Origin of the sequence: Pseudomonas putida, assembly GCF_026625125.1 — a bacterium.
Classification (GTDB): Bacteria; Pseudomonadota; Gammaproteobacteria; order Pseudomonadales; family Pseudomonadaceae; genus Aquipseudomonas; species Aquipseudomonas putida_X.
Map to the genome: position 1 here is coordinate 1022118 of NZ_CP113097.1, position 12090 is coordinate 1034207.

The 12090-nt window shown below is 59.9% G+C and carries 14 protein-coding genes; 10 read left to right on the forward strand and 4 right to left on the reverse strand.

The annotated features are described in order from the left end of the window. Nucleotides 1-31: 31 nt before the first annotated feature. Both OSW16_RS04700 and OSW16_RS04705 read right to left on the reverse strand, forming a co-directional pair. Complete coding sequence (locus tag OSW16_RS04700) at nucleotides 32-709, reverse strand: hypothetical protein (RefSeq protein ID WP_241804701.1); 678 nt, start codon at nucleotides 707-709, stop codon at nucleotides 32-34. A gap of 165 nt (nucleotides 710-874) precedes the next feature. Further along, nucleotides 875-1312, reverse strand: coding sequence for a YhcB family protein (locus OSW16_RS04705; protein WP_241804702.1), 438 nt, complete (start codon nucleotides 1310-1312; stop codon nucleotides 875-877). A 135-nt stretch (nucleotides 1313-1447) separates the two neighbouring features. Here OSW16_RS04705 and OSW16_RS04710 point away from each other — a divergent pair, with 135 nt between their 5' ends. The 3 genes from OSW16_RS04710 (at nucleotide 1448) to zapE (ending at nucleotide 4638) form a co-directional block, all read left to right on the forward strand. After that, a complete protein-coding gene (locus OSW16_RS04710) occupies nucleotides 1448-2083 on the forward strand; it encodes an alpha/beta hydrolase (RefSeq protein ID WP_267821123.1) in 636 nt (211 codons plus the stop codon). A gap of 25 nt (nucleotides 2084-2108) precedes the next feature. Beyond that, nucleotides 2109-3458, forward strand: coding sequence for a tryptophan--tRNA ligase (locus OSW16_RS04715; RefSeq protein ID WP_267821125.1), 1350 nt, complete (start codon nucleotides 2109-2111; stop codon nucleotides 3456-3458). 85 nt (nucleotides 3459-3543) lie between these two features. After that, on the forward strand, nucleotides 3544-4638 hold the full coding sequence (zapE, locus tag OSW16_RS04720; protein ID WP_267821127.1) for a cell division protein ZapE: 1095 nt from the start codon (nucleotides 3544-3546) through the stop codon (nucleotides 4636-4638). 124 nt (nucleotides 4639-4762) lie between these two features. On the opposite strand, the gene OSW16_RS04725 is transcribed toward zapE, so the two are convergent. Next, entirely contained in the window at nucleotides 4763-5683 is a 921-nt protein-coding gene (locus OSW16_RS04725) for a GlxA family transcriptional regulator (RefSeq protein ID WP_267823885.1), read from the reverse strand. Nucleotides 5684-5905: 222 nt separating this feature from the next. Continuing rightward, on the reverse strand, nucleotides 5906-6946 hold the full coding sequence (locus OSW16_RS04730) for an NADP(H)-dependent aldo-keto reductase (protein WP_267821129.1): 1041 nt from the start codon (nucleotides 6944-6946) through the stop codon (nucleotides 5906-5908). 257 nt (nucleotides 6947-7203) lie between these two features. Between OSW16_RS04730 and rplM the strand changes: the two genes are divergently transcribed. The 7 genes from rplM (at nucleotide 7204) to OSW16_RS04765 (ending at nucleotide 12072) form a co-directional block, all read left to right on the forward strand. Next, nucleotides 7204-7632, forward strand: a complete 429-nt coding sequence (gene rplM / locus OSW16_RS04735) for a 50S ribosomal protein L13 (RefSeq protein WP_008097538.1) — start codon at nucleotides 7204-7206, stop codon at nucleotides 7630-7632. Between the two features lie 14 nt (nucleotides 7633-7646). Continuing rightward, the gene (rpsI, locus tag OSW16_RS04740) at nucleotides 7647-8039 is read left to right on the forward strand and encodes a 30S ribosomal protein S9 (RefSeq protein WP_012312849.1); all 393 of its coding nucleotides are present in this window, start codon (nucleotides 7647-7649) and stop codon (nucleotides 8037-8039) included. A 263-nt stretch (nucleotides 8040-8302) separates the two neighbouring features. Beyond that, on the forward strand, nucleotides 8303-8896 hold the full coding sequence (petA, locus tag OSW16_RS04745; protein WP_267821132.1) for a ubiquinol-cytochrome c reductase iron-sulfur subunit: 594 nt from the start codon (nucleotides 8303-8305) through the stop codon (nucleotides 8894-8896). Beyond that, the gene (locus OSW16_RS04750) at nucleotides 8896-10107 is read left to right on the forward strand and encodes a cytochrome b (protein ID WP_241804923.1); all 1212 of its coding nucleotides are present in this window, start codon (nucleotides 8896-8898) and stop codon (nucleotides 10105-10107) included. The genes petA and OSW16_RS04750 overlap by 1 nt, the downstream gene beginning before the upstream one ends. Continuing rightward, nucleotides 10107-10886, forward strand: coding sequence for a cytochrome c1 (locus OSW16_RS04755; protein WP_267821134.1), 780 nt, complete (start codon nucleotides 10107-10109; stop codon nucleotides 10884-10886). Before OSW16_RS04750 ends, OSW16_RS04755 begins: the two co-directional genes overlap by 1 nt. A 120-nt stretch (nucleotides 10887-11006) precedes the next feature. After that, a complete protein-coding gene (locus tag OSW16_RS04760) occupies nucleotides 11007-11630 on the forward strand; it encodes a glutathione S-transferase N-terminal domain-containing protein (protein WP_267821136.1) in 624 nt (207 codons plus the stop codon). A 10-nt stretch (nucleotides 11631-11640) separates the two neighbouring features. Beyond that, nucleotides 11641-12072, forward strand: coding sequence for a ClpXP protease specificity-enhancing factor (locus OSW16_RS04765; protein WP_267821138.1), 432 nt, complete (start codon nucleotides 11641-11643; stop codon nucleotides 12070-12072). Nucleotides 12073-12090 lie beyond the last annotated feature (18 nt).

The following is a 12090-nucleotide window of genomic DNA, read 5'->3' on the forward strand; positions in this document are numbered from 1 at the left end:
GCACTGCGCAGTCGCTATAACGTGCGTGGCCTCAGATTTCGTCTGGGTCATTGAGATAAGCGGCGTTTCTTTCAAGGATGTTCAGGCGTAACTCAAGAGGTTGCTGACCCTGCTTGCAGATGTAGGTAAACGGCACCCCATTGAAAGTACGCAGCATAAGAGGGGTTCGTCTTCCAGCAGGTGCCAGGCGCACGATTGCTTGGTCGGCGAGGTCTTCGAAGGGAATTGGCGTATCGTCGCAGTCGAGTAAGTCGAACAGCGTTGGGTAGGCACCCTTCAGTGGCGAGCGGAAAGCACCCACGCAGTCCTCGTCATGTATGTACAGCGCATGCCCGTGACGCACTTCTGAACGGACAAACAGCCGGTAGCCGTTATCTACCCGGCGGAAGTAAAGTTTCAAAGGCGGACAACTGACTGTGTTCGATACGTGGCCGAGGTAATGTGACTCGTCTCGTTTGACTGGTTGTTCAATTTTCTTTGGCTCATCTTTTCGGCGCGCTTCATTTTGTCCGGCTCGGCGAAGGGCTCTGCGAAATGTTCGACTGGCAAATCCGGCCGTCGCCAGGCCGCCCGCAGTCAGGCTGCCAGGGGGGCTCGTTGAAGTTTTTTCCAGTTCGGCGGGCCCACTGTGCAGTACGTCGAGGAAGTGCAACGTGCCATCCACGACTTCGACGGTGGCAATGAAAGAGCGTTGTCGATTAGTCAGCATAGGTCTACTCCGGTTGAGGGACTTATGCAGGATCCTGAAGTACTTGATTGGCCGGCAGTAGGAAATGCGGCCTGAGGCGGGGTGAAGAAGGCTGAACCTTTGCGGCAGGTTTGTCTGGAGGGGTGAAGCAGGAGGAGCGGCTAGCCACTCCTCCCTGGCAATCGATCAGCGCTTGAGCCCGTAGCTCTCGTCGAGCATGCCCGGCGAGTTCGGCGACTTCGGTGCATAGTCGCGTGGCACTTCAGCAGTGTCCTTCGGCGGGGTCAGGCGGTCACGTGGACCTTGGGTGCCTTCAGAGTGCAGGGCAGCCAGCAGGCGCTGACGGGTGACATCGTCAAGGGCCAGGTTGTTGGCGCCTTCGGCAAGGTGATCCTGCACGTCCTGGTAGCTCTGGGTCAGTTTCTTGACCAGCATGGCGGTGCTGTTGAAGTGGGTGACCACTTCGTTCTGGTAACTGTCGAAACGCTTCTGGATGTCATCCAGTTGGCGCTGGGTATTGCTGGGCGCCGCATTGGGCAACAGGCGGGCCACGATGAAACCGACCGCCACACCGATGACCAGGGCCAGGGTTGGCAACAACCAAACAAGGAGCGAGAGTTCCACGAGTCCTTCCTCTATAAACGGCTTTGCTTTACGTTAACGGCTCAGACCTGCGCTGTATACCGCGAGCGATCGCAAATCAGAACAGAATTCCTCACCTAGACGAATCGACCCTCTTCGAGGTCACGGAGTAGTGCCTTGCTTGTCCGCGAAACCCCCTTGTTCATCGATGGCCCGATCGGCCAGCTGGAAGCCTTGTACCTGGACGTGGCCGATGCCCGCGGCGCGGTGTTGATCTGCCACCCCAACCCGGTCCAGGGCGGCACCATGCTCAACAAGGTGGTCTCGACCCTGCAGCGCACCGCCCGCGACGCCGGCTACGTGACCCTGCGCTTCAACTATCGCGGCGTCGGCCAGAGTGCCGGCAGCCATGACATGGGCGCCGGTGAGGTGGCCGATGCCGAGGCGGCGGCGGCCTGGTTGCGTGCCAAGCACCCCGAGCTGCCGTTGGTATTGATGGGCTTCTCGTTCGGCGGCTTTGTCGCCACCAGCCTGGCCGGTCGCCTGGAAGCCCAGGGTGTGACGCTGCAGCAGCTGTTCATGATCGCCGCGGCGGTGATGCGCCTGACCGCAGAGTTCCCGCTGCCGCAGCGCTGCCCGATTGCCGTGGTGCAGCCTGACGCCGACGAAGTCGTCGATCCGCAACTGGTTTACGAATGGTCCGACGCACTGGGGCGCCCCCATCAGCTGCTGAAAGTGGCAGAATGCGGACACTTCTTCCATGGCAAGCTGACCGATCTGAAGGATCTGCTGCTGCCGCGCCTTTCGAATTGAGCCAAGCCTGAATAAGCGAACACCCATGACCACGCGCATTCTCACTGGTATCACCACCACCGGTACTCCACACCTGGGCAACTACGCCGGTGCCATTCGCCCGGCGATCGTCGCCAGCCAGCAGCCGGGTGCCGATTCGTTCTACTTTCTGGCCGACTATCACGCCCTGATCAAGTGCGATGACCCCCTGCGCATCCAGCGCTCTCGTCTGGAAATCGCTGCAACCTGGCTGGCCGGCGGCCTGGACCCGGACAAGGTGACTTTCTACCGTCAGTCTGATATTCCCGAGATCCCTGAGCTGACCTGGCTGCTCACCTGCGTTGCGGCCAAGGGCCTGCTCAACCGTGCGCACGCCTACAAGGCTTCGGTGGACAAGAACCTCGAGAATGGCGAAGACCCGGACGCCGGCGTGACCATGGGCCTGTACAGCTACCCGGTCCTGATGGCGGCGGACATCCTGATGTTCAACGCCCATAAGGTGCCGGTGGGGCGCGATCAGATCCAGCACGTGGAAATGGCCCGTGACATCGGCCAGCGCTTCAACCACCTGTTTGGCCAGGGCAAGGACTTCTTTGCCCTGCCAGAGGCGGTCATCGAAGAAAGCGTGGCGACCTTGCCTGGCCTGGACGGGCGCAAGATGTCCAAGAGCTACGACAACACCATCCCGCTGTTCTCTACCGCGAAGGACATGAAAGACGCCATTTCGCGCATCGTGACCGACTCGCGCGCACCTGGCGAAGCGAAAGACCCGGACAACGCGCACCTGTTCACCCTGTTCCAGGCTTTCTCGACGCCGGCGCAATGCGCCGAGTTCCGCGAAGAGCTGCTGCAGGGCCTGGGCTGGGGCGAAGCCAAGCAGCGCCTGTTCCAGCTGCTTGACGGGCAACTGGCCGAGAAGCGTGAGCACTATCATCAACTGATTTCCCGCCCGTCGGACCTGGAAGACATCTTGCTGGCAGGCGCCGCCAAGGCCCGCAAGACTGCCACGCCGTTCCTCGAGCAACTGCGCGAGGCGGTGGGCCTGCGCTCGTTCCGCAGCAGCGTGCAGGCCACCACCGAGGTGAAGAAGAAGGCCGTCAAGAGCGCACGCTTCGTCAGCTTCCGTGACGAGGATGGCAGCTTCCGCTTCCGCCTGTTGGCCGCCGATGGCGAGCAATTGCTGTTGTCCCGCAGCTTCGCCGATGGCAAGAGCGCGGGTGCGGTGAGCAAGCAGTTGCAGCAAGGTGGCGATGCCGACGTGCGTGTCGAAGGCCTGAGCTTCAGCCTGTGGCTGAACGGCGAGCAGGTCGCAGACGGGCCGCAGTTCGCCAGTGCTCAGGCCCGCGACGTGGCTGTTCAAAGCCTGCGTGAAGCCCTGGCGCCGCAGCAGGACTGAGACAGTTTGACGCAAGTCTGATTGCCATTAAGCGGGCCGCTCGCTACAGTGACGGCCCGTTTTTTGTTGCCTCGCTAACGAAATCATGACGCCCCTAGAACGATATCAAGCAGATCTGAAACGTCCCGACTTCTTCCATGATGCGGCGCAGGAAACTGCGGTGCGTCACTTGCAGCGTCTGTACGACGACCTGGTACACGCGCAGAACAACAAGCCGGGCATGTTCGGCAAGCTGTTCGGCAAGAAGGAACAGACGCCGGTCAAGGGCCTGTATTTCTGGGGCGGGGTAGGCCGGGGCAAGACCTACCTGGTCGATACTTTCTATGAAGCGCTGCCGTTCAAGCAGAAGATGCGTACGCACTTCCACCGCTTCATGAAGCGTGTGCACGAGGAGATGAAAACCCTCAAGGGCGAGAAGAACCCGTTGACCATCATCGCGAAGCGCTTCAGCGATGAAGCCAAGGTGATCTGTTTCGATGAATTCTTCGTCTCCGACATCACCGATGCCATGATCCTCGGCACCCTGATGGAAGAGCTGTTCAAGAACGGCGTGTCGCTGGTGGCGACCTCCAACATCGTCCCGGACGGCCTGTACAAGGATGGCCTGCAGCGTGCGCGCTTCCTGCCGGCCATTGCCATGATCAAGCAGTACACGGACGTGGTGAACGTCGATAGCGGGGTCGACTACCGCCTGCGTCACCTGGAGCAGGCCGAACTGTTCCACTTCCCGCTCGACGAGGCTGCCGAGCAGAGCATGCGGGCGAGCTTCAAGGCGCTGACACCCGAGTGCACCCAGGCCGTCGACAATGATGTGCTGATGATCGAGAACCGTCCGATCCATGCCTTGCGGACCTGTGACGATGTTGCCTGGTTCGACTTCCGCGCCCTGTGCGATGGGCCACGCAGCCAGAACGACTACATCGAGCTGGGCAAGATTTTCCATGCCGTGCTGTTGAGCAATGTCGAGCAGATGGGCGTCACCACCGACGACATCGCCCGGCGCTTCATCAACATGGTGGACGAGTTCTATGACCGCAACGTCAAGCTGATCATTTCGGCCGAGGTAGAGCTCAAGGATCTGTACACCGGCGGGCGCCTGAGCTTCGAGTTCCAGCGCACCTTGAGCCGGTTGCTGGAAATGCAGTCGCACGAATTCCTCTCCCGCGCCCACAAGCCCTGACGGGCGCAAGCTTCAAGCTTCAAGCTTCAAGCTGCAAGCTGCAAGAAAAAGCCAAAGCAGTACGCGGATTGCTTTGGCCTTTTCTTGCAGCTTGCAGCTCGCAGCTTGCCGCTCAGAAAGCCCTTCAGGCTTCCTGCACAAACTGCTGCCGATACTGGTTCGGTGACAATTCCGTGTGCTGGCGGAACAGCCGCGCAAAGAAACTCGCATCGTCATAGCCGACTTCATAGCTGATGGTCTTGATGCTCTTGCGCGTGCTCGACAGCAGGCCCTTGGCCGTCTCGATCCTTAGCCGCTGCAGGTAGTGCAGCGGCTTGTCGCCGGTCGCGCCCTGGAAGCGCCGCATGAAGTTGCGGATGCTCATGCCATGGTTGCGGGCCACATCCTCGAAGCGGAACTTGTCGGCGAAGTGCTCCTCGAGCCAGTGCTGGATCTGCAGGATGATCAGGTCCTGGTGCAGCTTCTGGCCGCCGAAACCCATGCGCCCGGGAGTGTAGTTGCGCTGCACTTCGTAGAGGATGTCGCGGGCCACGGCGCGGGCTACGTTGGCCCCGCAGAAGCGTTCGATCAGGTAGATGTACAGGTCGCAGGCCGAAGTGGTGCCGCCGGCGCAGTAAAGGTTGTCGGCGTCGGTCAGGTGCTTGTCCTGGTTCAGACGCACTTTCGGATAGCGCTCGGCGAAGCTGGTGAAGAAGCGCCAGTAGGTGGTCGCTTCCTTGCCGTCGAGCAGGCCGGCCTCGGCCAGCCAGAACACCCCGCTGGCTTCAGCGCACAGTACGGCGCCGCGGGCATGTTGCTCGCGCAACCAGGGCAGCACTTGCGGATAACGTTGCAGCAGGTTGTCGAAGTCTTCCCAGAAGGCCGGAAGGATGATCACATCGGCGTCATCCAGGCCGCCATCGACCGGCAGCTGCACATTGCTGAAGCTGTCCACCGGCTGGCCGTCGGGGCTCACCAGACAGATCTCGAACATGGGCTGCAAGCCCAGGCCCAGCTGTTTGCTGTAGCGCAGGCTGGCGAGGTGGAAAAAGTCCTTGGCTTGCATCAAGGTCGAAGCGAACACCTTGTCAATGGCCAGGATGCTGACGCGCCGCAGCGACGCGGAGGGTTGGGTAAACATCATTGTCATTGTTCTTATAGGGTAGAGTGGTCAATCACCGGCTGGATCGTCTTATGTTTTTTGTCGAGCTGCAAGCTTCGAGCTGCAAGCGGCAAGAAAAAAGCAGCGAGTGCAACACTCACTCTGACTTGCAGCTTGCAGCTTCGCTCAAGGCGCGGGGTTCGGCTGCTCCTGATGAATCGCTTCGATCGCCGCCAGTAGCTCATCGCTCAGGTTCAGCTCCAGGCTGTTGAGGTTGCTCTGAAGTTGCACCAGGTCGGTGGCACCGATGATGTTGCTGGTCACGAAGGGCTGGCGGGTGACGAATGCCAGGGCCATCTGCGCCGGGTCCAGCCCGTGTGCCTGGGCCAGTTGCACATAACGGCTGCAGGCCGCCACTGTCTGTGGGTTGGAGTAACGGGCGAAGCGGCTGAACAGGGTCAGGCGACCATTTTCTGGTCGGGCGCCGTTTTCGTATTTGCCCGACAGCATGCCGAAGGCCAGCGGCGAGTAGGCCAACAGGCCGCACTGCTCGCGGATGGCCACTTCCGCCAGGCCCACCTCGAAGCTGCGGTTGAGCAGGTTGTACGGGTTCTGTATCGACACCGCCCGGGGCCAGCCGCGGGTTTCGGCCAGGTGCAGGAACTTCATGGTGCCCCACGGCGTTTCGTTGGAAAGGCCAATGTGGCGGATCTTGCCTGCCCGCACCTGCTCGTCAAGCACCTCGAGGGTTTCTTCCAGCGGGGTGAACAGGTCATGCGCCAGGTGCTGGTAACCCAGCTTGCCGAAGAAATTGGTGCTGCGCTCCGGCCAGTGCAGCTGATACAGGTCGATACGGTCGGTCTGCAGGCGCTCAAGGCTTGCATCCAGCGCCGCTACGATATGCTGGCGGTTGTGCTTGAGCTGGCCGTCGCGGATATGGCTGATACCGTTGCCGGGGCCTGCGACCTTGCTGGCGAGAACCCATTCATCGCGGTCGCCGTGCTGGCGGAACCAGTTGCCGATGATGCGCTCGGTGGCGGCATAGGTCTCCGGGCGTGGCGGCACGGGGTACATTTCTGCGGTGTCGATGAAGTTGACCCCGCTGGTTTTGGCCAGTTTGATCTGGGCGAAGGCCTCGGCCTCATTGTTCTGCTCGCCCCAGGTCATGGTGCCCAGGCACAGGGCGCTGACATCGAGATCGGTACGGCCAAGCTTGCGGTATTCCATCGGGAAAACACTCCTAGGCAAAGACACCCATAAAAGCAGGTTGAAATTTTTCGCGCAATCTGGATAATTCGGCACCTCTCCGTGTGGCGGAAGTGATGCACCACCACACAGGAAGAACCCCGTCGAACATTGGCGTGCCCGACCCGAGCCCCCAAAAGCGTCTGTGTTCGGCTGCGCGTTTGCCCTTGGCAAGCTGTGCACTATCCAGTAAGATTCGCCGTCTATTTTTCGCTGGGCGGCCTCTGAGGCTTTAGAGAATGAAAACTTTTACTGCTAAACCGGAAACAGTAAAGCGCGAGTGGTTCGTAGTCGACGCCGCTGGCCAGACCCTGGGTCGTCTGGCTACCGAAATCGCTAGCCGTCTGCGTGGCAAGCACAAACCAGAATACACCCCTCACGTTGACACCGGCGACTACATCGTCGTTATCAACGCCGAGCAAATCCGTGTAACTGGCGCCAAGTCTTCCGACAAGATGTACTACTCCCACTCCGGCTTCCCGGGCGGTATCAAGGAAATCAACTTCGAGAAGTTGATCGCCAAGGCCCCTGAGCGTGTTATCGAAACCGCGGTCAAAGGCATGCTGCCGAAGAACCCGCTGGGTCGCGACATGTACCGTAAGCTGAAAGTGTACGCGGGTGCTGCTCACCCACACACTGCTCAGCAGCCTCAAGAACTGAAGATCTAACGGGATAGTTCATTATGTCGGCGACTCAAAATTACGGCACTGGCCGTCGCAAGACCGCAACCGCTCGCGTTTTCCTGCGTCCGGGTACTGGTAACATCTCCATCAACAACCGTCCTCTGGACACCTTCTTCGGCCGCGAAACCGCTCGCATGGTTGTTCGCCAGCCGCTGGAGCTGACCGAGAGCACCGAGAAGTTCGACATCTACGTCACCGTTGCCGGTGGTGGTGTCAGCGGTCAAGCCGGTGCGATCCGTCACGGTATCACCCGCGCTCTGATGGAATACGACGAAACCCTGCGTGGCGCTCTGCGTCGTGCTGGCTACGTCACCCGCGACGCTCGTGAAGTCGAGCGTAAGAAAGTGGGTCTGCGTAAAGCGCGTAAGCGTCCTCAGTACTCCAAGCGTTAATACCGCTTCGGCAGTCGAAAAAAGCCCGGTTCCTTGGAACCGGGCTTTTTTTATGTCTTGAACTAACCTGTCAGCATGTCCGTGGTGTCCTGCCGCATAGACGCAGATCAAGCAAAGCGAGGGTTGTAGCCCATACCGGGGTTAATCACCTTGTCACTGTGTGGATTTGTTTCTTACCATGGCGGCCAATTTTGGGTGCCACAGACATTACCTAAGTACAGGCCTGATTCAACAGGCCAAGCAAGCTGATGGGAGAGGACTGAATGAGCAATGACGGCGTCAACGCAGGCCGGCGCCGCTTCCTCGTAGCCGCGACATCCGTGGTCGGGGCAGCGGGGGCAGTGGGGGCTGCGGTACCGTTCGTGGGGTCATGGTTTCCCAGTGCCAAGGCGAAGGCGGCTGGTGCACCGGTGAAGGTCAACATCGCCAAGGTCGAACCTGGGCAGCAGATGGTGGCGGAGTGGCGCGGTCAGCCAGTGTTCATCGTGCGGCGAACGGACGAGATTCTGGGGAACCTCACGAAGGTCACGGCCGAGCTCGCCGACCCTGAATCGAAGGCCTCGGTGCAGCCGGAGTACGTCGACCCCCAGGTGCGCTCGATCAAGCCGGAAATCCTCATTCTCGTAGGCCTGTGCACCCACCTTGGCTGCTCGCCGACCTTCCGCCCGGAAGTCGCGCCCGCCGACCTTGGGCCGAAATGGGTGGGGGGTTACTTCTGCCCCTGCCACGGTTCCCACTACGACTTGGCCGGGCGTGTCTACAAATCGCAGCCAGCACCTCTCAACCTGCCAGTGCCACCGCACTCTTACGAGTCGGATGACATCGTCGTCATCGGCGTCGACCAGGAGAAAGCATGATGAGCAAGTTCATGGACTGGATTGATGCTCGCTTCCCCGCCACCAAGATGTGGGAAGATCACCTGAGCAAGTATTACGCGCCCAAGAACTTCAATTTCCTGTATTTCTTCGGCTCGTTGGCCCTGTTGGTGCTGGTCAACCAGATCGTCACCGGTGTATGGCTGACCATGAGTTTCACGCCCTCGGCGGAAGAGGCCTTCGCGTCGGTCGAGTACATCATGCGTGACGTGGAGTACGGCTGGATCTTGCGTTATTTGCACTCCACCGGCGCTTCGGCGTTCTTCGTGGTGGTCTACCTGCACATGTTTCGCGGCCTGCTCTATGGCTCCTACCAAAAGCCACGGGAACTGGTCTGGCTGTTCGGTATGCTGATCTACCTGGCGCTGATGGCCGAGGCCTTCATGGGCTATCTGCTGCCTTGGGGGCAGATGTCGTACTGGGGTGCCCAGGTGATCATCTCGCTGTTCGGTGCGATCCCGGTGATCGGCGACGACCTCACCCAGTGGATCCGCGGTGACTACCTGATTTCTGGCATCACCCTGAACCGCTTCTTTGCGCTGCACGTAGTGGCCCTGCCGATCGTCATTCTCGGGCTGGTTGTGTTGCACATCCTCGCCTTGCACGAGGTGGGTTCGAACAACCCTGATGGGGTCGATATCAAGAAGAAAAAGGACGAGAACGGTATCCCGCTGGATGGTATCCCGTTCCACCCGTACTACACCGTCAAGGACATTGTCGGCGTGGTGGTGTTCCTGTTCGTCTTCTGTGCGGTAGTGTTCTTCTTCCCGGAAATGGGCGGCTACTTCCTGGAAAAACCCAACTTCGAACAGGCCAACGCGTTCAAGACGCCTGAGCATATCGCGCCGGTCTGGTACTTCACGCCGTTCTACGCGATTTTGCGTGCGGTGCCCGACAAGCTCATGGGCGTAATCGCCATGGGGGCGGCGATCGCCGTGCTGTTCGTGTTGCCTTGGCTCGACCGAAGCCCGGTACGCTCAATGCGCTACAAGGGCTGGATCAGCAAGGTCTTCCTGCTGGTGTTCTGCATTTCCTTCGTCATCCTCGGCATTTTGGGGGTGCTGGCGCCTACCCCAGGCCGCACGCTGCTGTCGCAGGTGTGCACCGTGCTGTACTTCGCCTACTTCCTGTTGATGCCGTTCTACACAAGGCTTGAGAAGACCAAACCGGTTCCGGAAAGGGTGACTGGCTGATGAAAAAGTTGATTGCAGTATTTTTGCTGGCAGTGATGCCTGCCTTTACCTTTGCTGCCGGGCCGGGGTTGGAGCTGGACAAAGTCGATATCGACCTGACGGACAAGGCTGCGATGCAGGATGGTGCGCGGACTTTCGCCAACTATTGCATGGGTTGCCACAGCGCCAAGTTCCAGCGTTACGAGCGCGTAGCCGATGACTTGGGAATACCCCATGAGCTGATGCTCGAGAAACTGGTGTTCACCGGGGCCAAGATCGGCGACCACATGAACATCGGCATGAAGCCCGATGATGCCAAGACCTGGTTCGGGGCTGCGCCGCCTGACCTGACCCTGGTTGCCCGGGTGCGGGGTACCGATTGGCTGTACACCTACCTGCGCAGCTTCTATGAGGACAAATCGCGGCCTTATGGGGTCAACAACAAGGTATTCCCGAACGTCGGCATGCCCAATGTGCTGGTCGGGCTGCAGGGTAACCAGGTGATCGGGTGCAAGCAGGTGCAGAGGGTGGTCGATGGCAAGAAGCAATTCGACCCCTTGACCGGCAGCCCTTTGACCCATGAAGCGTGTGACCAGCTGACCATCACGCCGAATTCCGGTACCCTGACGCCTGAGCAGTTCGACGAGAAGGTCAAGAACCTGGTGACCTTCCTGGCCTATTCGGCCAACCCGGTCAAACTGGAAAGCCAGCGCATCGGCACCTATGTGTTGCTGTACCTGGCCTTCTTCTTCGTGTTCGCCTACTTGCTCAAGCGCGAATACTGGAAGGACGTGCACTGATCACGCAGTAGTTTCTGGTAGTTGAACGCGCCCTGGGCGCCCCCTCGTCTAAGCGAAGGGGCCTCCAGGGCGCGTTTGCATTTGCAGTTTCACAAGCATCCCCATGCGAGGAGGCGCTACATGGGCGCGACCATCAGGTTAGTCTGCTATTCCGACCCCGCTGATCATTATTCTCATCGGGTACGCCTGGTTCTCGCCGAGAAAGGTGTCAGCGTGCAGATCATCGACGTCGATCCCGGTCGTCTGCCACCCAAGCTGGGTGAGGTGAACCCTTACGGCAGCGTGCCGACCCTGGTCGATCGCGACCTGGCGTTGTATGAATCGACCGTGGTGATGGAGTACCTCGAGGAGCGTTATCCGCATCCGCCGCTGATGCCGGTGTATCCGGTGGCGCGTGGTAACAGCCGCTTGTTGATGCATCGCATTCAGCGTGATTGGTGCGTGCTGGCCGATACCGTGCTCGACTCGCGCAGCAGTGATGCCGCCCGTGCCGAGGCGCGCAAGGCGCTGCGTGAGAGCCTGACGGGCGTCTCGCCCTTGTTCAACGAGTTCGCTTGCTTCATGAGCGATGAGCAAAGCCTGGTCGATTGTTGTCTATTGCCCATACTCTGGCGTTTGCCGGTACTGGGTATCGAATTGCCGCGGCAAGCAAAGCCGCTGCTGGATTACATGGAGCGACAGTTCGCCCGCGAGCCTTTCCTGGCGAGCCTGTCTTCCGTTGAACGTGAAATGCGTAAGCTTTAAGGAGCCGTTGATGAACTCCAGTCGCCCCTATCTGGTTCGAGCACTGTACGAGTGGATCGTCGACAACGATTGCACGCCCCATATGCTGGTCAATGCCGAATACCCGGCAGTCCAGGTGCCGCAAGGTTTCGCCAGTGACGGCCAGATCGTCCTGAACATCTCCCCAAGTGCCGTGCGCAGCCTGCACATGGACAACGATGCGGTGAGCTTCGAAGGGCGCTTCGGTGGTGTTGCCCACTCGTTGTTCGTGCCGGTCGGCGCAATTCTGGGTATTTATGCCCGCGAGAACGGCCAAGGCATGGTCTTCGAGCTGGAGCCTCCGTTGATGGACGGCGAAGAGCCGGAAGATGAGGGTGTCGAGCCGGACGACGACGGCCCGCCGGAAGGGGGTGGCCAGCCGCCGCGTCCGACTGGGCGGCCGAGCCTGAAGGTGGTCAAGTAACGAAAAAAGGCGATCCGT

Coding starts and splice junctions, on each gene's coding strand:
- OSW16_RS04700 (WP_241804701.1), bottom strand. CDS start 709: ATGCTGACTAATCGACAACGCTCTTTCATTGCCACCGTCGAAGTCGTG.
- OSW16_RS04765 (WP_267821138.1), top strand. CDS start 11,641: ATGAACTCCAGTCGCCCCTATCTGGTTCGAGCACTGTACGAGTGGATC.
- OSW16_RS04750 (WP_241804923.1), top strand. CDS start 8,896: ATGAGCAAGTTCATGGACTGGATTGATGCTCGCTTCCCCGCCACCAAG.
- OSW16_RS04725 (WP_267823885.1), bottom strand. CDS start 5,683: ATGCAAGCCAAGGACTTTTTCCACCTCGCCAGCCTGCGCTACAGCAAA.
- OSW16_RS04715 (WP_267821125.1), top strand. CDS start 2,109: ATGACCACGCGCATTCTCACTGGTATCACCACCACCGGTACTCCACAC.
- rpsI (WP_012312849.1), top strand. CDS start 7,647: ATGTCGGCGACTCAAAATTACGGCACTGGCCGTCGCAAGACCGCAACC.
- OSW16_RS04760 (WP_267821136.1), top strand. CDS start 11,007: ATGGGCGCGACCATCAGGTTAGTCTGCTATTCCGACCCCGCTGATCAT.
- rplM (WP_008097538.1), top strand. CDS start 7,204: ATGAAAACTTTTACTGCTAAACCGGAAACAGTAAAGCGCGAGTGGTTC.
- OSW16_RS04730 (WP_267821129.1), bottom strand. CDS start 6,946: ATGGAATACCGCAAGCTTGGCCGTACCGATCTCGATGTCAGCGCCCTG.
- zapE (WP_267821127.1), top strand. CDS start 3,544: ATGACGCCCCTAGAACGATATCAAGCAGATCTGAAACGTCCCGACTTC.
- OSW16_RS04755 (WP_267821134.1), top strand. CDS start 10,107: ATGAAAAAGTTGATTGCAGTATTTTTGCTGGCAGTGATGCCTGCCTTT.
- petA (WP_267821132.1), top strand. CDS start 8,303: ATGAGCAATGACGGCGTCAACGCAGGCCGGCGCCGCTTCCTCGTAGCC.